The organism is Rhizobium sp. RCC_161_2 (assembly GCF_041355235.1).
Lineage (GTDB): Bacteria > Pseudomonadota > Alphaproteobacteria > Rhizobiales > Rhizobiaceae > Rhizobium.
In genome coordinates this window covers 431,257-452,401 of sequence record NZ_JBFUPL010000003.1, presented here as the reverse complement: position 1 = coordinate 452,401, position 21,145 = coordinate 431,257, and the positions used below count along the sequence as shown (strand labels likewise).

Annotated in this window: 17 protein-coding genes; 4 read left to right on the top strand and 13 right to left on the bottom strand. The window is 62.2% G+C overall.

All coding sequences use genetic code 11. The features are described from left to right. Positions 1–314 precede the first annotated feature (314 nt). Entirely contained in the window at positions 315–2,060 is a 1,746-nt protein-coding gene (gene ggt / locus AB6803_RS09985) for a gamma-glutamyltransferase (protein WP_371108732.1), read from the bottom strand. Between the two features lie 545 nt (positions 2,061–2,605). Beyond that, positions 2,606–3,871 carry a glycerate kinase gene (locus AB6803_RS09980; protein ID WP_371108731.1) on the bottom strand — a complete coding sequence of 422 codons (1,266 nt, stop codon included), beginning with the start codon at positions 3,869–3,871 and terminating at the stop codon, positions 2,606–2,608. A gap of 154 nt (positions 3,872–4,025) precedes the next feature. On the opposite strand from AB6803_RS09980, the gene AB6803_RS09975 reads away from it, so the two are divergent. Then, positions 4,026–4,454, top strand: a complete 429-nt coding sequence (locus tag AB6803_RS09975) for an OsmC family protein (protein WP_183695806.1) — start codon at positions 4,026–4,028, stop codon at positions 4,452–4,454. Between the two features lie 397 nt (positions 4,455–4,851). Next, a complete protein-coding gene (locus AB6803_RS09970; RefSeq protein WP_371108730.1) occupies positions 4,852–6,456 on the top strand; it encodes an FAD-dependent monooxygenase in 1,605 nt (534 codons plus the stop codon). Between the two features lie 37 nt (positions 6,457–6,493). Here the strand turns inward: AB6803_RS09970 and AB6803_RS09965 are convergent, their stop codons facing one another. From AB6803_RS09965 to AB6803_RS09955, 3 genes are all read right to left on the bottom strand, one after another. Beyond that, complete coding sequence (locus tag AB6803_RS09965) at positions 6,494–7,036, bottom strand: hypothetical protein (protein ID WP_371108729.1); 543 nt, start codon at positions 7,034–7,036, stop codon at positions 6,494–6,496. A gap of 11 nt (positions 7,037–7,047) precedes the next feature. Beyond that, positions 7,048–8,394: an LLM class flavin-dependent oxidoreductase gene (locus AB6803_RS09960; RefSeq protein WP_371108728.1), complete on the bottom strand. Its 1,347-nt coding sequence runs from the start codon at positions 8,392–8,394 to the stop codon at positions 7,048–7,050. A gap of 141 nt (positions 8,395–8,535) precedes the next feature. Continuing rightward, on the bottom strand, positions 8,536–9,447 hold the full coding sequence (locus AB6803_RS09955) for a LysR family transcriptional regulator (protein ID WP_371108727.1): 912 nt from the start codon (positions 9,445–9,447) through the stop codon (positions 8,536–8,538). A 121-nt stretch (positions 9,448–9,568) separates the two neighbouring features. On the opposite strand from AB6803_RS09955, the gene AB6803_RS09950 reads away from it, so the two are divergent. Together AB6803_RS09950 and AB6803_RS09945 are read left to right on the top strand one after the other, a co-directional pair. Then, positions 9,569–10,309: an SDR family oxidoreductase gene (locus AB6803_RS09950; RefSeq protein WP_371108726.1), complete on the top strand. Its 741-nt coding sequence runs from the start codon at positions 9,569–9,571 to the stop codon at positions 10,307–10,309. Positions 10,310–10,529: 220 nt separating this feature from the next. Next, positions 10,530–11,741, top strand: a complete 1,212-nt coding sequence (locus tag AB6803_RS09945; RefSeq protein ID WP_371108725.1) for an adenylate/guanylate cyclase domain-containing protein — start codon at positions 10,530–10,532, stop codon at positions 11,739–11,741. Between the two features lie 20 nt (positions 11,742–11,761). Here AB6803_RS09945 and AB6803_RS09940 read toward each other — a convergent pair whose 3' ends face one another. The 8 genes from AB6803_RS09940 to AB6803_RS09905 are packed head-to-tail and all read right to left on the bottom strand — an operon-like array spanning position 11,762 to position 20,899. After that, on the bottom strand, positions 11,762–13,729 hold the full coding sequence (locus AB6803_RS09940) for a 3-hydroxyacyl-CoA dehydrogenase NAD-binding domain-containing protein (protein WP_371108724.1): 1,968 nt from the start codon (positions 13,727–13,729) through the stop codon (positions 11,762–11,764). A 12-nt stretch (positions 13,730–13,741) separates the two neighbouring features. Then, the gene (locus tag AB6803_RS09935) at positions 13,742–14,137 is read right to left on the bottom strand and encodes a RidA family protein (protein WP_371108723.1); all 396 of its coding nucleotides are present in this window, start codon (positions 14,135–14,137) and stop codon (positions 13,742–13,744) included. After that, complete coding sequence (locus AB6803_RS09930) at positions 14,115–14,546, bottom strand: acyl-CoA thioesterase (protein WP_371108722.1); 432 nt, start codon at positions 14,544–14,546, stop codon at positions 14,115–14,117. Before AB6803_RS09930 ends, AB6803_RS09935 begins: the two co-directional genes overlap by 23 nt. 8 nt (positions 14,547–14,554) lie before the next feature. Next, on the bottom strand, positions 14,555–15,736 hold the full coding sequence (locus tag AB6803_RS09925) for an acyl-CoA dehydrogenase (RefSeq protein ID WP_371108721.1): 1,182 nt from the start codon (positions 15,734–15,736) through the stop codon (positions 14,555–14,557). A gap of 14 nt (positions 15,737–15,750) precedes the next feature. After that, positions 15,751–16,932: an acyl-CoA dehydrogenase family protein gene (locus AB6803_RS09920; protein WP_371108720.1), complete on the bottom strand. Its 1,182-nt coding sequence runs from the start codon at positions 16,930–16,932 to the stop codon at positions 15,751–15,753. Between the two features lie 4 nt (positions 16,933–16,936). Continuing rightward, the gene (locus AB6803_RS09915; RefSeq protein ID WP_371108719.1) at positions 16,937–17,788 is read right to left on the bottom strand and encodes an enoyl-CoA hydratase family protein; all 852 of its coding nucleotides are present in this window, start codon (positions 17,786–17,788) and stop codon (positions 16,937–16,939) included. Beyond that, the gene (locus tag AB6803_RS09910; RefSeq protein ID WP_371108718.1) at positions 17,785–18,573 is read right to left on the bottom strand and encodes an SDR family NAD(P)-dependent oxidoreductase; all 789 of its coding nucleotides are present in this window, start codon (positions 18,571–18,573) and stop codon (positions 17,785–17,787) included. The genes AB6803_RS09915 and AB6803_RS09910 overlap by 4 nt, the downstream gene beginning before the upstream one ends. A gap of 7 nt (positions 18,574–18,580) precedes the next feature. Then, positions 18,581–20,899 carry a bifunctional salicylyl-CoA 5-hydroxylase/oxidoreductase gene (locus tag AB6803_RS09905; RefSeq protein ID WP_371108717.1) on the bottom strand — a complete coding sequence of 773 codons (2,319 nt, stop codon included), beginning with the start codon at positions 20,897–20,899 and terminating at the stop codon, positions 18,581–18,583. Positions 20,900–21,145: the final 246 nt, after the last annotated feature.

The window sequence follows — 21,145 nt, the reverse complement described above, 5'->3', positions numbered from 1 at the left end:
GAGGGGTCCAAAGACAGAACCGCAAGTCTGACAACAGCGCAAAGGCCGATTGGAATGCGGGTTGTATACTCCCGCTTACGCGCGATGACTATATCAGAAATCGCAAATCTTATTGATCGAAATGGAAAAAGTGACGCAGGTGGGCAGGAATGCCACAGCCGATGAATGCCAGATGAACAGAAGGCCGTGATCGAGCCTGGTTGTGCCGATCGCAGCCTGTTTTCCCGTGTAAGATGGTGTGTTTCCGTCTGTGGTTTCCTGCCGGAAATGCGCTCCGCTATCGAAGCCATCGCCGGCAGGATTAACTGAGGGGATCAGTAGCCGCCGGCGAGGCCTGAGCCGGCACGGCTGTCCATCGCGCCGTTGTAGCGGGCACCGCCGCCCTTGGCGATATCGCTAAGGCTCTTGCCGCCGACGAGGATGCCGGCCGCCTGACCCCAGACCGGCCAGTCGCCACCGATCTGCACCGTGTAGCCCATGCCGGCCAGCAGTTTGATCGTGTCGGGCGAGAGGGCGTAGGGTTCGGTGTAGATCCTATCCGGCAGCCACTGGTGATGGATACGCGGTGCGTCGATCGCCTGCTGGATATTCATGCCGAAATCGATGACGTTGATGATTGCTTCGAGCGTGATGGTGATGATGCGCGAGCCGCCGGGGCTGCCGATCACCATGAAGGGCTTACCGTCCTTGGCGACGATGGTGGGGCTCATCGAGGAAAGCGGCGTCTTCTTCGGCTGGATGGCATTGGCCTCGCCCTGTACCAGGCCGTAGAGGTTCGGTACGCCGGGCTTCGAGGTGAAGTCGTCCATTTCGTTGTTGAGGAGGATGCCGGTGCCGGGCGCGACGACGCCGGCGCCGAAGGAGCCATTCAGCGTGTAGGTGACAGCGACCGCATTGCCGTCATTGTCGATGATCGAATAATGCGTCGTCTCATGGCTCTCGCCGAGACCCTTCGGCATCAGATCCTTGGAGACGCCGGCGCGATAGGGGTCGATGCTGTCGCGGATTTTTCTGGCATAGTCCTTGTCCAGCAGCTTGCTGACCGGATTGTCGACGAAATCGGGGTCGCCCAGTGTGGAGTTGCGGTCGACATAGGCGTGGCGCATGGCCTCGGTCATGAGATGTACCGTGTCGGCCGAGGCGTAGCCGGTGTAGGAGAGCGGATAGCCTTCCAGCACGTTGAGGATTTCGCAGATGATCACGCCGCCGGAGGAGGGCGGCGGCGAGGAGATGATCTCATAGCCGCGATAATTGCACTTCACCGGATCCAGTTCGCGGACCTTGTATTGCTCGAAGTCAACCTTCGCCAGGATGCCACCCTTGTCCTGGCTGGCCTTGACGATGGCATCGGCGGTCGGCCCCTTGTAGAAGCCATCGGCCCCCTGTTCGGAAATGCTCGATAGCGCCGCGCCGAGATCCGGCTGGGTGAACCGGTCGCCGGTCGAGAAGGGCGCGCCGTTCGGCTTGGTGAAGATCGCGGCCGTGGCCGGATCGCGCGACAGCCATTTCTTGCCCTCATTCAGTTCCGCGGCATCGGCTTGGTTCAGCACGAAGCCTTCCTTGGCATAGCGGATTGCCGGCGCCATCAACTCCTGGCGGGTTTTCGTGCCGTATTTCTCGCGGGCAGTCTCGAAGCCCATGACGGAGCCGGGGACGCCGACGGCGAGATAGCCGTCCGTGCTGGCGCCCTTGACGACGTTGCCCTTGTCATCGAGGTACATGGTTTTGGTGGAAGCCTGCGGCGCGCGCTCGCGGAAATCGATGAAGGCGGTCTTGCCGTCCTTCAGCCGGATGGTCATGAAGCCGCCGCCGCCGATATTGCCGGCGGTCGGATAGACCACGGCGAGCGCATAGCCGACCGCGACCGCCGCATCGACGGCATTGCCGCCGCTTTTCAGCACATCGACGCCGATGTCGGTCGCCAGATGCTGCGCGGTCACCACCATCCCATGCTCGGCTTCGACCGGCTGGGGTGCTGCGGCCTGGACTGTCGTGATGGAGAAAAGCCCGAAGGCAAAGATGGTGGCCGAGGATATCGCCCGCTGGCGGAAATGGCGCATGATGGTCCCTCTTGGAGTTTGTTATCCAGGTAGAGGAGCGTATCGCGGGCGGGGTGTCCAGTCTGAGAAAAGCGAATTTCGACCTCGCGAGTGCATCGGTTTTCGTCATCTTCGACGCGGCACGGCTCGGCAAAGGGTGGCCTTCCAGCCGCGATACTCGGAGCCATTGTCGGCCTTTGAAACCGGCTAGTATTAAATGCAAATCGCGCGATCGCGCTTTCGTATTAATGCCGCCGCAATATGTAGGAGACCGGCGCTCTCCACACTCGCAATATTTTATTCATCAGGGTAGTCTACTTTAGGCATGTACATATCTAGGCCGAAGTATTGCGTGGAGAGTAACGATGGCCGTCACGAAACTTGAGCAGTGGAAGAACGACCGCAAGAATAGGCCCAAGCCCTTTGTCGTTGCCGAAAAGACGCATGTCGTCGAAATCGAATGCGCGCATTGCCGCCGGCATTTCTTTCGGTGGATATCGACGGCGCCGGCCTACTGGCGCTGCGAAGATTGCGCGCAAACCGTAGATTTGGTCCAATCTTGACGATCAGGCGATCAGAATAGCTCTGAGATCATTGACATTCGTGCCGGTCGGGCCGGGGACGAAGAGGTCGCCGATGGCGTTGAAGGCCGTCCAGGCATCGTTGTTTCTGAGCATTTCGGCGGGCACCAGCCCGGCCTTGCGCAAGCGCGCCACCGTGCTGGCATCGGCAAAGGCGCCGGCATTGTCCTCGCTGCCATCAATACCATCCGTATCCGCCGCCATGGCATGAATGCCGGAATGACCATCGATGTCGATCGCCAGCGACAGCAGGAATTCGGAGTTTCGCCCGCCCTTGCCCTTGCCCGTCAGGGTCACCGTCGTCTCTCCGCCGGAGAGCAGCACGATCGGTTTGGTGAAGGGCCGGTTGCGATGCAGGATCTCGCGGGCGAGGGCGGCATGCATGTGGGCCGCCTCGCGGGCTTCGCCCTCGATCGCATCCGAAAGAATGGCTGCTTCGATGCCGGCGTCGCGCGCCACCCGGGCGGCGGCCTCCAGGGAGACGCCGGCCGAGGCGATGAGATGCACTTCGTTGCGGGCAAAGCGCGGATCGCCCGGCCGTGGCGCGTCGGCTTCGGGCTTTTCGATATGCGCGAGGACGGCGGCAGGCAGGTCGATGTGATATAGGCGGATGAGGTCGAGCGCTTCAGCGCGTGTGCCGGCGCCGGGCACGGTCGGGCCGGAGGCGACGAGGGCCGGATCGTCGCCCGGAATGTCAGAGACCACGAGCGAGACGACCTTGGCCGGGTAGGCTGCCATGGCAAGACGGCCGCCCTTGATGGTCGACAGATGCTTGCGGATGACGTTCATCGCCGAGATTGGTGCTCCGGAGGCGAGCAGCGCCTTGTTGACGGCGATCTCGTCAGTAAGGGTCAGACCACCTGCAGGCGACGGCAGCAGTGCCGAGCCGCCGCCGGAGACGAGCGCGATCACCAGATCGTCCTCCGTCAGTCCCTCGACCAGCTTCAGCAGGCGTCCGGAGGCAACAAGGCCGGCCTCGTCTGGCACGGGATGGGCGGCTTCGATGATCTCGATGTGGCGGCAGGGGGCGGCAAAGCCGTAGCGGGTCACCACCAGCCCTTCCAGCGGGCCGTCCCAGCATAGCTCCAACGCGGCCGCCATCTGCGCCGATCCCTTGCCGGCGCCGATGACGATGGTGCGCGCTTTCGGCTTTGCAGGCAGGTGCGCGCGAATGCCGGTCATTGGATCGGCGGCGCGGACGGCTGCGTCAAAGAGGGAGGTGAGGAAGGCGCGGGGATCGGAAACGGTCATATCGGAATTCTGCCTGTCTGCGATGAGCTCGTAACCATTTGGTGGCTCAACTGGCGTCGGCGCGCAAGGGTGGAGATGGCCGATTGTGTCCGGCAAGGTGAATCCCTATGTTTCGAGTAACAGTTTCAACCTTTTACTTTGAGGGATTTTCGACATGGCGGAATTGAGAGTGAAGACCAGACAGACGGGTGCCACCGCCACCCTCGGCCGCACCGGCTTTCCGCATGTGACTTCGGTCACCGGCGGCGAGATAGATATCGTCACCTCGCCGTCGCAGCCCGGCTTTAATCCGCTCGACTTGCTCTATTCTTCGCTGTCGGCCTGCCTCGTGCTCAGCGCCCGCATGGCCGCAAGCAGCCTCGGCGTGCTTGACAAGCTGACCGAAGTCACCGCTGTCGTCACCGGCGAGAAGGCGACGGAAGGGTTGTCGCGCGTCGAGAAATTCAACATCGCTTTCACCATCAAGGGGGATTTCGGCGACGAGATCCGCAATGCCATCGCGCATGCCGCCGAGGACGAGATCTGCACGGTCAGCAATACGATCCGTGGGAATCCGAAGTTCGAGACGGTGATTTCGGGGTGAGGCTAGCGTAAGGGTATTAAGCGGACTTTCGTGCATGTGTGTCACACGAAGGAGATCAGCCGGGATCAAGCTCTTCATCGCTCCACTCAATCTGAGATTTTGGGCTCCGCCTTATGTTGAAAACTTTGAAGCGGTCGGTCACGGTTTGGCACCGATGATGCTGCCTGTGGTACCCGGTTGAAGGCCAATCGCTATAGCGCTATATAGCCCGTGTCGGAAAAGGCAGACTTGGTTTGGTAAGCCCAAGTCCTTTCGGTAACGAAAGCTCTGGTCTCTGGCCTCATGCGTGAGATCCCCACGACGAACATCGGACGCTCCCCGGGGCGTCTTATCGTTCGTCCGTGTGGTTCTCAAACGTGGGGAACGCTCCGGTCGAACATCGACAAAGGAGTAGTTCATGCACAACCACCACCCAGTTTCCTATGATGTCGTGATTGCCGGTGCCGGCCCGGTCGGTCTGTTCCTCGCCTGTGAGCTGAGGCTTGCTGGCCTATCGGTATTGGTGCTGGAGCAGGCCGAGGATCCGCACTCCCCGTTGAAACGGCTTCCGTTCGGCATGCGCGGCCTTTCCGCGCCTACCATCGAAGCCCTCTATCGTCGCGGGTTACTCGACGACATTGCGGCCCCGCAACACCGGAAGCATGGCTCGAGCGATGGCAACGTTTCGACTGTCCCACATTGGGTGCAACAGGAACGCCGCGCGGGCGGCCATTTCGCCGGTATCCAGTTCTTTCAAGACAATATCGACACCTCGAAATGGCCGCATCGCCTGCCAGGTCCGGCTGGCACCAACATGGCGGTCGAGATGGAGCACCTCGAATCCGTCTTGGCCGCTCAGGCCAGTGCGATGGGTGTCGAAATCAGGCGCGGTCTTGGAGTCGAAGATTTCGACCAGTCGGATGAAGATGTGACCATCCGCGCTGGCGGCGAGACTTTTCGCGGACGTTGGCTCGTTGGATGCGATGACGGCCGCAGCATCGTGCGCAAGGCGGCCGGATTTGAATTCGCTGGCACCGATCCCGAGTTCACCGGCTATTCCGTGGAAGTCGAGATGGCCGATCCGGACAAGCTCCGCCCGGGCCGCCACTACACGCCGACAGGCATGTACACCTACCAAAAGCCCGGAACCATCGGGATGGTCGATTTCGACGGGGGTGCTTTCCACCGGGCACAGCCGATGACGCTCGAACATGTGCAGACGGTATTGCGCCATATCTCCGGGACAGACGTCACATTGACGGCTCTTAAGCTTGCCACCACCTGGACGGATCGTGCCTATCAGGCGACGGCCTATCGAAAAGGGCGGGTGCTGCTTGCCGGCGACGCCGCCCACATCCACTCGCCCTTGGGCGGCCAGGGGCTCAATCTCGGGCTTGGCGACGCGATGAACCTTGGCTGGAAACTTGCCGCTACCATCCGTGGCGACGCCCCGGCCGATCTGCTCGACAGCTACTGGAGCGAACGGCATCCGGTGGGAGCGCAGGTCCTAGACTGGTCGCGCGCCCAGGTCGGCCTCATGCGGCCGAGCCGGAGTTCCCGCGCGCTCGAATCCATCATTCGTGATCTCATCGAGACACGCGACGGCGCAACATACTTCGCCGAGCGCGTCTGGGGCGTTTCTCTTCGCTATGATCTTGGCGGCAGTCACCCGCTGGTGGGCCGCAGCGCGCCCGACTTCGAGTTGGCCGATGGAACGAGGCTCGGCGAACTTCTCGGAAATGGGCAAGGCCTGCTTCTGGACTTCGACCCGGGCTCTCCCCTTCAAGCCTTTGCAAGCCGCTGGCGTGGGCGAATCCCTTATGTCGCGGGCGACACCAGGGACCGGCTGGGCTTGAGCGCCGTGCTCGTGCGCCCCGACGGCTTCGTCGCCTGGGCCACCGACGCTGCCCCTGACCTTGACGAGGCTGCTCAAGCCGCGTCTCGATGGTTCGGCGAACCCCAACAGGCGTGTGAAGTTGCGTCCACAATCCGTGACTTTCGCACCGATCGAAGTGGCGCGTAGAGCGTGGAGTTGCCGTTGGTGTTGAGCGATGTCGCGCTCAGCGCTCCGGCAGCTCAAACCCTTCCAGGTAAGGCCCAAGCTCCGGATCGATATCCACCTTCACCACATTGGTATAGACGGCTGTGGCGATCATGATGCCGGCGAAGGCGACGAGGTTGACGAGGGTCGGTTCGTCATAGCGGGCCTTCAACCGCGCCCATAGCGCCTCCGGCACGGCATTGGAATCCTTGACGATCGCCTTGCCGAAATCGATCAGCAGCGCTTCGTCTTCCGTCGGCTCGATCGCCTCCGGCGTCAACCCTACATTGATCAGCGCGCGGCGGAAGAAGCCGACGGGGATGATCGCTCGGCTTTCCAGCGAAATGGCCTGGCAGAACAGCCAGACGGCACGGTCGTCCAGCGCCGGGCGCAGTTCCTCGCGCAGGGTGAACCATTCGGCATAGATTCGGTGCGCCACCGGTGAATGCAGCAGGGTGCGCTTCATATTGGTCATACGGCCGCGCAGCGCCACCTCGCGGTCATGCTCGGCGCGGACGGCGTCGGAGGCGGTGTCGTAGTCGATCGGCGTGATATGGCTCATCGGCATGTCTCTTATTGCGCTGCTTCCGAAACGGGCTTGAAGAAGCGGTTTTCCGGGCGTGGCAGGCCGAGATTTTCGCGCAGGGTCGTGCCCTCGTAGTCGCGGCGGAAGATGCCGCGGCGCTGCAGCTCCGGAACGACGCGGGTGGTGACGTCAAGCAGACCCTGGGGCAGGAAGGGGAAGACGACGTTGAAGCCGTCGGAGCCTTCCTCATGCAGCCATTGCTCCATCTCGTCGGCGATGGTCTGCGGCGTGCCGACGAAGGCAAGGCCGGCATAGCCGCCGAGGCGCTGGGCAAGCTGGCGCACGGTCAGTTTCTCCTCCGCGGCCAGCGCGATGACGCGCTCGCGGCCGCTTTTGCTGGCGTTGGTTTCCGGCGTTGCCGGCAGCGGGCCGTCGGGATCGAAGCCTGAGGCATCATGACCGAGCGAGATCGACAGGGAGGCAATGGCGCTGTCGTAATGCACCAGGCTGTCGAGCTTGGCGCGCTTGGCCTTGGCCTCCTCGACGGTATCACCGACGATGATAAAGGCGGCGGGAAGGATCTTCAGATGATCCGGGTTGCGGCCGATCTTTTTCATCCGGCCCTTGATGTCGGCAAAGATCGCCTTGCCATCGGCGAGATTGCGCGGGGCGGCGAAGACCGCTTCCGCCGTTTCGGCGGCAAGCTGACGGCCAACGTCGGATTGCCCGGCCTGGACGATCACCGGCCAGCCCTGTGGCGGGCGGGCGATGTTGAGCGGACCGCGTACGCTGAGCTCTTCGCCCTTGTGGGCGAGCACATGCATCTTGTCCGGATCGAAGAAGATGCCGCTCTCGGCATCGCGGATGAAGGCATCGTCGGCAAAGCTGTCCCAGAGGCCGGTGACGACATCATAGAATTCGCGGGCGCGATGATAGCGCTCGCCATGTTCCATATGCTCATCGAGGCCGAAGTTCAGCGCTGCGTCCGGGTTGGAGGTCGTGACGATATTCCAGCCGGCGCGGCCGCCGCTGATATGATCGAGGGAGGCGAAGCGCCGGGCGATATGATAGGGCTGGTCGAAGGTGGTGGACGCCGTTGCGACGAGGCCGATCCTTTCGGTGACGGCGGCAAGTGCGGAGAGCAGCGTGAACGGCTCGAACGACGTCACGGTATGGCTGCGCTTCAACGCCTCGACCGGCATGTTCAATACGGCAAGGTGATCGGCCATGAAGAAGGCGTCGAATTTCGCCTTTTCCAGTTCCTGCGCAAAGCTGACAATGTGCTTGAAATTGAAATTCGCATCGGGGTAGGAGCCGGGATAGCGCCATGCGCCGGTATGCAGGCTGACGGGACGCATGAAGGCCCCGAGCTTCAATTGCTTCTGTTCAGTCATGGATCCAGTCCCTCTCGAAAATCATGGGGTCATAGCGGCGTGCGCGAACGGGCGCCGACGAAATTATCCCCCTCGACGTAGGAGCACCGTCGGCGCATTCAAAGAGCTGGTTTCATTTATTTGATCGGTTCGGGGAAATATTCATCCGCTGCTGCCTTCAGCCTCGGTTTGCAGGGCAAAAACCTTAGTGAGCCAGTCGATGAAGACGCGCACGCGCGGCGAGAGCTGGCGGCTGCGGGGGTAGAGCATCGAGACCGGTGTGCGGGTCGGCGGAAAGTCCTTGAGGATGTTAAGCAACTCGCCGGATTTCAGGGCTTCTTCGGCGTGATAGCGCGGTACCTGGATCAGGCCGAGGCCGAGCTTGGCGGCCGAAAAATAGCTCTCGGCGGCGTTGACCGAGACCGTGGCGGGCAAAGTGATGTTACGGACTGCGCCGTCGATGGTGAATTCCAGCGGCAACAATCCGCCCGTCGCCGAGGAGCGGAAGCCGATCATGCGGTGGCCGTCGAGAGCGTCCGGATGCGTTGGCATGCCGAAGCGCTCGATATAGGCCGGAGCGGCCAGTGTGATCTCCTCCAGCATGGCGACGCGGCGGGCGATCATGTCGCTGTCTTGCTGTGTGCCGACGCGCAGCACGCAATCGATGCCTTCACGGATGAGGTCGACGAAACGGTCGCCCTCGCTCATGTAAAGCTCGATCTCGGGGTAGGTTTCGAGGAAGGACGGCAGGTTCGGCAGGACGAAATGTCGGGCGAGCGTCCCATGCACATCGACGCGCAATAGCCCCTTCGGCTTGGCGCCGGCAAAGGCGCCTTCGGCGTCCTCAATGTCCGACAGGATGCGGAGACAGCGCTGGTAATAAGCCTCGCCGTCGAGCGTCGGGCTGACATGCCGTGTGGTTCGCTGCAGCAGGCGCACGCCGAGCCGTGCCTCCAGTTGCTTGACGGCGTCCGTCACGGTCGAGCGCGGCAGGCCGGTGTCTTCGGCGGCCAGCGTGAAGCTGCGCCGCTCCACGACGCGGGAAAACACCCGCATGGCATCGAATCTGTCCATTTTTTTGTTCGTTAATTTCGGATAGTGATGCCGATTAATGGAGGATTATCCGCGAATTGAAAAGGGGTATCTTCCCTTCATCGAAACGCGCCATGGCGCAGAGATATGAAGGATGAAGACAATGACCAACAATTTCAGCAGGGTAGCCATCGTTACCGGCGCTTCTCGCGGCATTGGCGCCGCGATTGCGGAACGCCTCGCTAAGGACGGCTTCACGGTCGTCGTCAACTACTCCGGCAGCGAAGCCGCCGCCGAGGAGCTGGCCCGTAGAATAGAAGAAAAGGGCGGCAAGGCTCTGACCGCCAAGGCCGACGTTTCCGATGCCGAAGCGGTACGTCGCATGTTCGATGCGGCTGAAGCCGCCTTTGGTGGTGTCGATGTCCTCGTCAACAATGCCGGCATCTTGCAGCTTGCCAAGATCGCCGATGCCGATGACGCCAACTTCGACCGCCAGATCGCCGTCAATCTGAAGGGCACTTTCAACACGCTGCGCGAAGCCGGCAAGCGCCTGCGTGACGGCGGCAGTATCATCAACTTCTCGACCAGTGTCGTCGGGCTGAAGCTCGAGGCCTATGGCGTCTACGCCGCCACCAAGGCTGCTGTGGAAACGCTGACCGGCATTATGGCCAAGGAAATGCGCGGCCGCTCGATCACGGTCAACGCTGTGGCACCCGGCCCGACCGCCACCGACCTCTTCCTCAACGGCAAGAGCGACGAGCTGATCGATCGCATGGCCAAGATGAACCCGCTGGAGCGCCTCGGCACGCCTGATGATATCGCCGCCGCCGTCTCCTTCCTCGCCGGTCCCGACGGAGCCTGGATCAACGGCCAGACGCTGCGCGCCAATGGCGGCATGATCTGAGTCTCTTGCCACCATTCCGCCGGATCGGGCTGGAGAACCTGCTGATGTTGCATGGGAGGAGCTGAAGCTTCGCGGATACCTTCGAACGCGTCAAATCGCCGCTTCTATGCCACAGAAGCGGCGATCACTTGCATCCGTCAGGACTATTTTGCATCGCACACCATTCCAAGCCTATAAGTTTCGTATTAAAGCGAGTCCTTTAGAGGGTCGGGAGATATCCATGGACGCGAAGGACATTGGCGAAATCGCCAGCTGGCTCATGCAGGCCGGCCTCAAGGGCATGGCGGAAGCCGATATCCTCGCGGGGTTCTGCGAGCAGTGCCGCCAGCATGGCCTCAACCTCGATCGCGCCATGGCGCTGATGGATACGCTGCATCCGGTCTATGAGGGCCGCGCCTTCCGCTGGGATGGCAATCAGGCGATCGAGCGCGAGTTCGAATATGGGCCGACGCAGGCAGGAATCGCCTCGGAGAATTGGCAGCGATCCGCCTTTTATCATTTGTTGACGACAGGCGGGGACGAGGTTCGCCGCCGCATCGGCTTCGGCGACCCGGCCGATTTCTACGGGCTCGACACGCTGCTGGCCGATGGTCACACGGACTACATGGCCATGGTGCACCGCTTTGAAGAGGGCGGCACGATCGGCGAGATGGATTGTTTCTATTCGAATTTCGCCACCGCTGCCGCGGCCGGTTTCCCCGAAGAGGATTTGCGTGTGCTGCGCAAGCTTACGCCGGCCCTGGCCTTGGCGATCAAATGCACCGCTACCGGCCGAATTGCCCGCACCATTGCCGAGGTCTATCTGGGCGAGGACGCCGCCCGGCATGTTCTTGAGGGCAAGATCACGCGCGGCAAGGCCGAGCGCATCTCGGCGGCGCTGTGGTTCTCCGATCTCGCCAACTACACCCGCATCTCGGACACCGCCGAGCCGGATGAAATCATTCCGATGCTGAACGCCTATGCCGATGCCGTGATTTCCTCGATCCACGAGGCCGGCGGCAATGTATTGAAACTGATCGGCGACGGCACGCTGGCGATCTTCAAGGCCAGGGATTCTGCTGATGCCTGTGCTGCGGCGCTGATGGCGGAATCGCTGCTGCGTCAGCGGCTGCGTGACCTCAATGCCCAGCGACAGATCGAGGGCAGGCCGGTGACCGACGTCTATCTCGGCCTGCATATAGGCGATGTCTTCTACGGCAATATCGGCAGCATGGACCGCCTGGATTTCACCGTCATCGGCCCGGCTGTCAACGAGGTCAGCCGTATCGCCTCCATGTGCCGTTCGGCCGACCGCAATATCCTGATGTCGTCGAATTTCATCGAGGCGCTGGCGGCGGATCAGAGCAACGATCTCGTCTCGGTCGGGCGCTATGCGCTGCGCGGCGTTAACCGGCCGCAGGAACTGTTTACCCTGTTGTCATCGGCGGCGTGATGAGGGCCGCGTGACACTTTTCATCGGCGGCCAGAGGCAAACATCGGTCCGCCCTTGTGTGATGGAAAACCGTAGCCGTTGATCATTACCAGGTCGATATCGCTGGCGCGGGCAGCAATGCCTTCCGCGAGAAGAGCGTCGCCTTCATCGGCCATGGCCTTCAGCAGGCGGGCGGTGATTTCATCCGCGGTGAACTTCTTCGGCGCGATGCCCTTTTCGGAGCGAGCTGTTTCGATCATCGCCGTCACTTCGGGGTCGACGGTACGTTTCCCATCCGGATAGGCGTACCAGCCGTGTCCAGCCTTCTGGCCGAAGCGCCCGGCTTCGCAGAGACGGTCGGCGATGGCGACGTAACGCGCATTGGGATCGCGTGTCGCCGCCTGGCGCTTGCGCCGTGCCCAGGCGATTTCGAGGCCGGCCATGTCGTAGACGGCGAAGAGGCCCATTGGGAAGCCGTAGGCCTCAAGTGCTGTGTCGATCTCGTGCGGCAGCGCGCCGTCCTCAAGCATGAATTCGGCCTCGCGCCGATAGGCGGAGAAGATGCGGTTGCCGATGAAGCCTTCGGTGACACCGCAGACGACGGGGAGCTTGCCGAGACGCTTGGCGAAAGCGAGTGCGCTTGCCAGCACATCCGGCGCGGTCCTGTTGCAATTCACCACTTCCAGCAGCCGCATGATGTTGGCGGGCGAGAAGAAGTGCAGGCCGACGATCCGTTCTGGATGGGCGGTAACGGCGGCGATGGCGTTCGGATCGAGGTAGCTGGTGTTGGTCGCAAGGATGGTGTCGGCGCGGACGATGCCATCCAATCGTTGGAACAGTTCGATCTTGAGGGCGAGATCGTCGAAGACCGCTTCGATGACGAGGTCAGCTTGCGCCAGCGCCTGTGCATCGGCGGTGACCGTCAGCCGGTTCAGACGGTCGTCGCGACCGGCGATATCGAGGCGGCCGGATTGCACCGCCTTGTCGAGGATGCCGGCGATCCGTTCGAGGCCCCTGTCGGCGGCTTCCTGGGTCTGTTCGATGCCGATGACGCGGTAGCCGGCATTCAGCGCGGCAACGGCGATGCCCGAGCCCATCAGGCCGGTGCCGACGATGCCGACGGTTTCGATCTTGCGCGGAGCGATCTTCTCCAGGCCTTCGATCTTGCCGGCGGCGCGTTCGGCAAAGAAGACGTGGCGAAGGGCGGCCGCCTCCTCGCTATCGCGGAGTTCGATAAAGGTGCGGCGTTCCTCGGCGAGCCCTTCCGCAAGCGATGTCGTCGCAGCAAGGCGAACGAGACGGACGGCTTCGGCAGGCGCGCGTTGTCCGCGTGCTTTGCGGAGCACCTCGGCGGTTGCCTTGTCGATGGCTTCGGCGGGCTCCGATGGGACCCGCAGCGCGCCGGTGCGCCGCAAGGGAGAGGCGGTCGCGCGGCTGACCTTGGCAATGGCGCCATCGATCAGCTTGTTTTCGATCAGGCTATCGACAATGCCGAGCTTGCTTGCCTCATTGGCGGAGATGATACGTCCGTTCGCGATCAAGTCGATGGCGGCGACTGTGCCGATCAGTCGTGGCAGGCGTTGCGTGCCGCCGGCGCCGGGAACGATGCCGAGCTTGAGTTCCGGCAGGCCGATCTTCGCAGCGGGGCTGGCGTAGCGCGTGTGGCAGGCAAGCGCCACTTCCAGGCCGCCGCCGAGGGCCGCGCCATTGATGGCGGCGGCGACAGGTTTGGCGAAATCCTCGATACGGGCGATGACCTGCGGCAGTAGAGGCTCGACGGGCGGCTTGCCGAATTCCTTGATATCGGCGCCGCCAGTGAAGCTGTTGCCGGCCCCCGTCAGCAGGACGGCAACGATCGCGTTATCCGCCTCAGCATGATCGAGTGCCGCCATCAACCCCGCGCGGACATCGGCCGAGAGCGCGTTGACCGGTGGATTGTCGATGGTGACGACGAGGACACCATCGGTGAGCGACGCCGAGATGGTCTGCGAAAAGTGCAATGCCGGCATGGCGAGCCTGTCCTATTCCGGAATGACGGCGGTCGCCTGAATCTCGATCTTGGCGCGATCCTCGACAAGGGCAACGACCTGCAGTGCGGCCATGGCCGGGAAATGCCGGCCGATGATCTCGCGGTAGACCTGACCGATGCCCTTGAGATTGCCGAGATATTCGGCCTTGTCGGTGAAATACCAAGTCATGGAGGTGATATGCTGCGGCTCGGCGCCGCCTTCGGCGAGGATGGCGACGACATTCTTCAGCGTCTGGCGCACCTGCTCGACGAAATCGTCGCTTTCAAATTCGCATGCCGCGTTCCAGCCGACCTGGCCGCCGACGAACACCATGCGGCCGGTTGCCGCCATGCCATTGGCATATCCGATCGGCTTGGCCCAGCCTTCAGGTTGCAGGATGGTGTGCATCGGTCATCTCCAGATGAGAGGTCAGTGCGGCGCGGATATCATCCGGCCATGCAAGCGATTGATGGGTGTCTAGCGAAGTGGCGACGACGCGGTGCTTGGCCGTCCACAGCACATGGCCGTTTGCCGAGACCTGGTGTTCCAGATCGAGCGAGGAGCGGCCGATGCCGCGCACCGTCAGCACGAATTCGAGATCGTCGCCCTGCAGGCCCGGTTTCATGAAGGTCAGATCGAGCCGCACGGTGGGCACGCCGATGCGGCGGTCGTCGACCAATCGTTTCCAAGGGAAGCCGAGCGAGGCGAAGTAATCTTCCAGCACCCCGACGAGGATGTTCAGATAAGACGGAAAATAGGCGATTCCCGAGGGGTCGCAGTCTCCGAAGCGCAGGGGTCTGGTGGTTTTGAACGACAAATCCGGCCTCAGTTCGCAAAAGCGGCGATGCCGGTGATGGCGCGGCCGAGGATGAGGGCGTGGATGTCGTGGGTGCCCTCGTAGGTGTTGACCACTTCGAGGTTGACCAGATGACGGGCAATGCCGAACTCGTCGGATATGCCGTTGCCGCCGAGCATGTCGCGAGCGGCACGCGCAATGTCGAGCGCCTTGCCGCAGCTGTTGCGCTTCAGGATCGAGGTCAGTTCCACCGGCGGATGGCCGCCTTCCTTCATGCGGCCGAGACGTAGGCAGCCTTGCAGCCCGAGCGTGATCTCGGTCACCATGTCGGCGAGCTTCTTCTGGATCAGCTGATTGGCGGCGAGCGGCCGGTCGAATTGCTTGCGGTCGAGCACATATTGCCGCGCCTTGGCATAGCAATCCTCGGCAGCGCCGAGCGCGCCCCAGGCAATGCCGAAGCGGGCGGAGTTGAGGCAGGTGAACGGACCCTTGAGGCCGGAGACGTTCGGCAGCAGGTTTTCTTCCGGCACGAAGACATTGTCCATGACGACTTCACCGGTGATCGAGGCGCGTAAGCCCACCTTGCCGTGGATGGCAGGCGCGGACAGGCCCTTCCAGCCCTTTTCCAGGATGAAGCCACGGATGACGCCATCCTCGGTCTTGGCCCAAACGACGAAGACATCGGCGATCGGCGCATTGGAGATCCAGGTCTTGGCGCCGGTGAGGCTGTAGCCGCCATCGACCTTCTTCGCCCGTGTTGCCATCGAGCCCGGGTCGGAACCATGGTTCGGCTCGGTGAGGCCAAAGCAGCCGATCCACTCGCCGGTGGCAAGTTTCGGCAGATATTTCTGCTTCTGCGCCTCGGACCCGAAGGCATCGATCGGCACCATGACGAGGGAGGACTGCACGCTCATCATCGAACGATAGCCGCTGTCGACGCGCTCGACTTCGCGGGCGATCAGGCCGTAGGCAACGTAGCCGAGGCCGGCGCCGCCATATTCGGGGGCAATGGTCGGCCCGAGCAGGCCAAGCTCGCCCATCTCACGGAAGATCGTCGGATCGGTCTTTTCATGGCGGAAGGCTTCGAGCACGCGGGGCGCCAGCTTCTCCTGCGCATAGGCATGCGCCGTGTCCAGCACCATGCGTTCTTCATCGCTCAGCTGTTCCACCAGCCGGAACGGATCGGCCCAGTCGAATATCTCGCGGCTCATGCTCTCGTCTCCCGTCATTTGTTCTTCAGAAGTTCGCGCGCGACGATGAGTTTTTGAACCTCCGTCGCACCCTCATAGATGCGAAGCGCGCGTATCTCCCGATAGAGTTTTTCCGTTATTTCGCCCGTCCTGACGCCGCGTCCGCCAAACAGCTGGACGGCGCGGTCGATGACGCTCTGCGCAGTTTCGGTTGATGTCATCTTGGCCATGGCTGCTTCGCGTGTCGTCGGCAGGTGCTGCACGTCGCGGCGCCAGGCTGCGCGGTAGGTGAGCAAGGCGGCTGCATCGATGCCGGTCGCCATGTCGCCAAGCGCTGCCTGCGTCAACTGAAGGTCGCCTAGCGTCGCACCGAACATCGGCCGTGCGCGGACATGGGCGAGCGACTCGTCGAGCGCCCGGCGGGCAAAGCCAAGGCTGGCGGCGGCGACCGAGGCGCGGAAGATATCCAGCGTGCGCATGGCGATCTTGAAGCCTTCGCCGGGCGCGCCGAGGCGGCGTGAGGCTGGGATGCGGCAATTCTCGAAACGGATCGTCGCCAGCGGATGCGGTGCGATCACCTCGATGCGCTCCGCGATCGAAAAGCCGGGATCGTCGGCAAAGACGACAAAGGCGGAGATGCCGCGCGTGCCCGGTGCTTCGCCGGTGCGGGCAAAGACGGTGTAGACGTCGGCGATGCCGCCATTGGAGATCCAGGTTTTCTCGCCATCGAGGACATAGTGGCCGCCATCGGCGCGGGCCGCACAGCTCATTGCCGCGACATCGGAACCGGCATCCTTCTCCGACAAAGCGAAGGCGGACAGCCAGTCGCCAGCGCGGACTTTCGGCAACACGGCGGCGCGCAGTTCAGGCGAGCCGGAAAGGCCGATGGCGCCGGTGCCGAGGCCCTGCATGGCGAAGGCGAAATCGGCAAGGCCGTCATGCCAGGCAAGCGTTTCGCGGGCGAGGCAGACGAAGCGGGAGTCGATCAGCGGTTCGCTATCGGATGTACCGGTCGCGGCGGCGAGGAGACCAGCGTTGCCGAGTGCCTTGACCAGCTTGCGGCAGGCGCTGTCGACATCGCTATGGTCAATATTTGCCATGGCCGAGGATTTGGCGAAAGCATCGACCTCGGCCGCGAATTTGCGGTGGCGTTCCTCGAAGAATGGCCAATCCAGATGGTCCCGCGTCGGACCGGGGAGGGCTGATACGATAGACATCGCCTCAGTTCCCCTGGAATTCGGGCTTGCGCTTGGCGGCGAAGGCTTCGAAAGCGCGGCGGAAATCTTGCGTTGCCATGCAAACTGCCTGAGCCTGCGCCTCGGATTCGATCATCTCGTCGATGCCCATTGCCCATTCCTGGTTCAGCATCGTCTTGGTCATGCCATGGGCGAACCACGGTCCGTCTGCGAGCGACCGGGCGAGCTTGACGGCCTCCTGCTCCAGATCGGCGCTGGCGTGCACGCCGTTATAGAATCCCCAGGCATGGCCTTCGGCTGCTGTCATCGAACGACCGGTAAACAGCAGTTCGGCGGCGCGGCCCTGGCCGATGATGCGGGGAAGGATGCCGCATGCGCCCATGTCGGCGCCGGCAAGGCCGACGCGGGTAAAGAGGAATGCGGTCTTGGCTTCGGGTGTTGCCAGGCGCAGGTCCGAGGCCATGGCGAGGATGGCGCCCGCGCCGGCGCAGATCCCATCGACGGCGGTGATGATCGGCTGCGGGCACTTGCGCATGGCCCTGACGAGATCGCCGGTCATGCGCGTGAAGGCGAGAAGTTCGGGCATCGCCATGCGGGTGAGCGGCTCGATGATCTCGAAGACATCGCCGCCGGAGGAGAAATTGCCGCCGGCACCGGTCAGCACCACGGCGCGAACGTCGGACGCATAGGTGAGGTTGCGGAAGAGGTCGCGCAATTCGGCGTAGCTGTCGAAGGTCAGCGGGTTCTTGCGCTCCGGGCGGTTCAGCCGAATGGTGGCGACGCGGCCGTCATCGCTGACTTCCCAGAGGAAATGGCGGGCCACATATGTGTTGAAGGGCGCAAGATGGCCCCGCATGGTCATATCCTGTTCGCTCATCCCGCTAAAACCTCCCCACCGGCAACCGCGATTGCCTGTCCATTGATCGATGCCGCCGCCGGCGATGCCAGCCACAGAACGGTGTCGGCGACCTCCTCCGGTTTGACGAGCCGTCCCTGCGGATTGGATTTGGTGAATTCGACAAGTGCCTGCTCCTCCGTGCGCCCGGTCTTGGCGACGATGGTCTCGATCGAGCGCTGGATGATCGGCGTGTCGGTAAAGCCGGGGCAGACGGCGTTGACCGTGATGCCGGTCTTTGCCAGCTCCAGCGCCAGCGAGCGCGTCAAACCGACGACGCCATGCTTGGCGGCGACATAGGCGGAAACGTAGCCGTAGCCGGTCAGGCCCGCCGTCGAAGCGATGTTGATGATACGGGCGCCAGAACCATATGCTTTGAGATCGGGCAGGGCGGCCTGCGTCACTAGGAAAACACCGGTGAGATCGACCGTGAGCACGCGGTTCCACATCTCAAGGCTGGTCTTCTCGAAGGGTGCGCTTGGCGCTTCGCCGGCATTGTTGACGAGAATATCGACAGGGCCGAATTTTTCGCGGGCAAGGGTCAGGCCTTTGGTAATCGCTTCGGCGCTGGAGATATCGAATCCGTCCACGACGAAAGCATGGACACCAATCTCGGCAGCGACGGTCTCCAGCGGCTCCTTGCGTCGTCCGGCCAGTGTCACACGCGCACCCTCGGCGGCAAGCGCCCGCGCAATAGCGGCGCCGATGCCGCTGCCGGCGCCGGTGACGAGGGCGTGACGGCCCGCGAGTTTACCCGAAGTCGTCATCTGATCCTCACTTCGCCGGTGCGGTCGTGGCCGCGCGGGCAAGGTTGGTTTCATATTGCGTCTTACCGGAGCGATACTGCTTCGGCCAGGGGATCGACGTCAGGCCGATCTTGGCGGCCTCGTGCAGCGACCAGGCGGGGTCGGCCAGATGCGGGCGGGCGACGGCGCAGAGATCGGCGCGACCGGCGGCGATGATGGAATTGGCATGATCGGCCTCCGAGATCGCACCGACGGCGATGGTGGGAATGCCGATTTCGTTGCGGATCTTGTCGGAGAAGGGCGTCTGGAATAGGCGGCCATAGACTGGCTTTTCTTCCTTCGATACCTGGCCGGACGAGCAATCGATCAGATCGGCTCCGGCTTCCTTGAACATACGGGCGAAGATCGCCGCATCTTCCGGCGTGTTGCCGCCATCGGTCCAGTCATGGCAGGACAGGCGGACGGAGATGGGCTTGTCCGTAGGCCAGATTTCACGCATGGCCCTGAAGATCTCCAGAGGGTAGCGGGCACGGTTTTCGTGGCTGCCGCCGTATTCGTCCTCACGCAGATTGGTGAGCGGCGACAGGAAGCTCGATAGCAGATAGCCGTGGGCGCAATGCAGTTCCAGCCAATCGGCGCCGGTCTGGATCGCCAGTTCGGTCGAGCGGATGAAGTCGGCCTTGACGCGCTCCATATCGGCGCGGTCCATGGCCTTCGGCACCGGGCTGTTCTTGAGGTATGGAACAGCGGAGGCTGAGATCAGCGGCCAGCCGCCGTCGGCAACCGGCTGGTCTATGCCCTCCCAGGCGACTTTCGTTGCGCCCTTGCGACCGGCATGGCCGAGCTGGATGCCGACCTTGGCGGCGCTATTGGCATGCACGAAATCGACGAGCCGCTTCCATTGTGCCGCCTGCTTCTCGTTCCAGAGGCCGAGGCAGCCGGGGGTGATGCGAGCGTCGGGGGTGACGCAGGTCATTTCCGCGAAGATCAGGCCAGCGCCGCCCAGCGCCCGCGAGCCGAGATGAATGATGTGGAAATCGTTCATCACGCCATCTTCCGCCGAATACATCGCCATCGGTGAAACGACGATACGATTGACGAGCGTCACGTCGCGCAGCGAATAGGGCGTGAACATCGGCGGCAGGCAGCGGTCATTGCCGACGGCAAGACCAGATTTTTTCGCAAACCAGCGCTCGTAGCCTTCCAGCCAATCCTTGTCGCGCAGGCGCAGGTTCTCGTGGCTGATGCGCTGCGAGCGGGTCAGCATGGAATACATGAACTGTTCGGGTTCCAACGTGTCGGCATAGCGACGCCCCACAACTTCGAACCATTCCATGGCGTTGCGCGCCGCATTCTGGATGCGGGCGACATCGACGCGACGGATCTCTTCATAGGTTTCGAGAACAGCCGGTATCTTGTCCTTGGTATGTCCATGGATCTGGAACTGTCGTGTCAGCTCGATCGCGTCGTCAATGGCGAGCTTGGTGCCGGAGCCGATGGCGAAATGCGCGGTATGGGCGGCGTCGCCCATTAGCACGACATGTGAATTGCCGTTGAAATGGCTCCACTTACCGCAGATCAGCCGGTTGAAATTCAGCCAGGCCGAGCCGCGGATATGGCGGGCATTTGTCATCAGCGATGCGCCGTCGAGGACGTCCGAGAACAGGTTTTCGCAGAAGGCGATGGAGCCGTCCTGGTCCGTCTTGTCGAGGCCGTGAGCGAGATAGGCTTCCTCAGTGGTTTCGACGATGAAGGTCGAGGTCTGGTCATCGAACTTGTAGATATGCGCCTGGAACCAGCCGTGTTCACTTTTGCGGAAATCGAAGGTGAAGGCGTCGTACTGCTTGTTGGTGCCGAGCCAGATATAGCGGTTCGGCCGGGTGATCATGTCGGGCTGGAAGATCTCGGGATAATGGTTGCGGATCCGCGAGTTCAGGCCATCGGAGCCGATGATCAGGTCGGCGTCGGGAAAGTCGAGATCGGAGGTGACGTCGGTTTCGAAAATCAACTCGACGCCGAGCGCTTCGCAACGCTTCTGCAGAATATTGAGCAGCTTCTTGCGGCCGATGCCGACGAAACCGTGGCCGGAGGTGCGTTGGCGCGTGCCCTTGAACCAGACTTCGATATCGTCCCAGTGGTTGAAGGCATCCTCGATTTCGGCTGCACTTTCCGGGTCCCATTCGCGCATCGAGACCATGGTGGCATCGGAGAAGACGACGCCCCAGCCGAAGGTATCATAAGCGCGGTTGCGCTCGACGACCTGGATGGAATGTTCGGGATGCAGCTTCTTCATCAGAAGCCCGAAATAGAGCCCGGCCGGGCCGCCGCCGATGCAGACGATTTTCATCGCTTACTTCTCCCTGGCATGAAGCCGCTCCCGAAAAATAATTTAAGTTTAAAATATCCTAGGTGCGCGCTTCGTCAAGTGTTGTTTTCACCGGCGCGGAGCGTACTGGCGACGATAATAGCTCCGATAAACCGGGAAAGTCTTTTGAAAACAGCGTGCTTTCAATTTAGTTTAGGTTTAAAATTTCTTGCTTGAACATTTTAGGCTTCGATGCAATCCTTTCCTCATAAAGTGCGATTGAGAGGG

What these genes read in the sequence shown, in the direction of transcription:
- AB6803_RS09950 (WP_371108726.1), top strand. Translation starts at nt 9,569, where the DNA reads ATGACCAACAATTTCAGCAGGGTAGCCATCGTTACCGGCGCTTCTCGC.
- AB6803_RS09905 (WP_371108717.1), bottom strand. Translation starts at nt 20,899, where the DNA reads ATGAAAATCGTCTGCATCGGCGGCGGCCCGGCCGGGCTCTATTTCGGG.
- AB6803_RS09940 (WP_371108724.1), bottom strand. Translation starts at nt 13,729, where the DNA reads ATGCCGGCATTGCACTTTTCGCAGACCATCTCGGCGTCGCTCACCGAT.
- AB6803_RS09925 (WP_371108721.1), bottom strand. Translation starts at nt 15,736, where the DNA reads ATGAGCCGCGAGATATTCGACTGGGCCGATCCGTTCCGGCTGGTGGAA.
- AB6803_RS09910 (WP_371108718.1), bottom strand. Translation starts at nt 18,573, where the DNA reads ATGACGACTTCGGGTAAACTCGCGGGCCGTCACGCCCTCGTCACCGGC.
- AB6803_RS09935 (WP_371108723.1), bottom strand. Translation starts at nt 14,137, where the DNA reads ATGCACACCATCCTGCAACCTGAAGGCTGGGCCAAGCCGATCGGATAT.
- AB6803_RS09960 (WP_371108728.1), bottom strand. Translation starts at nt 8,394, where the DNA reads ATGACTGAACAGAAGCAATTGAAGCTCGGGGCCTTCATGCGTCCCGTC.
- AB6803_RS09980 (WP_371108731.1), bottom strand. Translation starts at nt 3,871, where the DNA reads ATGACCGTTTCCGATCCCCGCGCCTTCCTCACCTCCCTCTTTGACGCA.
- AB6803_RS09945 (WP_371108725.1), top strand. Translation starts at nt 10,530, where the DNA reads ATGGACGCGAAGGACATTGGCGAAATCGCCAGCTGGCTCATGCAGGCC.
- AB6803_RS09965 (WP_371108729.1), bottom strand. Translation starts at nt 7,036, where the DNA reads ATGAGCCATATCACGCCGATCGACTACGACACCGCCTCCGACGCCGTC.
- AB6803_RS09915 (WP_371108719.1), bottom strand. Translation starts at nt 17,788, where the DNA reads ATGAGCGAACAGGATATGACCATGCGGGGCCATCTTGCGCCCTTCAAC.
- AB6803_RS09920 (WP_371108720.1), bottom strand. Translation starts at nt 16,932, where the DNA reads ATGTCTATCGTATCAGCCCTCCCCGGTCCGACGCGGGACCATCTGGAT.
- AB6803_RS09975 (WP_183695806.1), top strand. Translation starts at nt 4,026, where the DNA reads ATGGCGGAATTGAGAGTGAAGACCAGACAGACGGGTGCCACCGCCACC.
- ggt (WP_371108732.1), bottom strand. Translation starts at nt 2,060, where the DNA reads ATGCGCCATTTCCGCCAGCGGGCGATATCCTCGGCCACCATCTTTGCC.
- AB6803_RS09955 (WP_371108727.1), bottom strand. Translation starts at nt 9,447, where the DNA reads ATGGACAGATTCGATGCCATGCGGGTGTTTTCCCGCGTCGTGGAGCGG.
- AB6803_RS09970 (WP_371108730.1), top strand. Translation starts at nt 4,852, where the DNA reads ATGCACAACCACCACCCAGTTTCCTATGATGTCGTGATTGCCGGTGCC.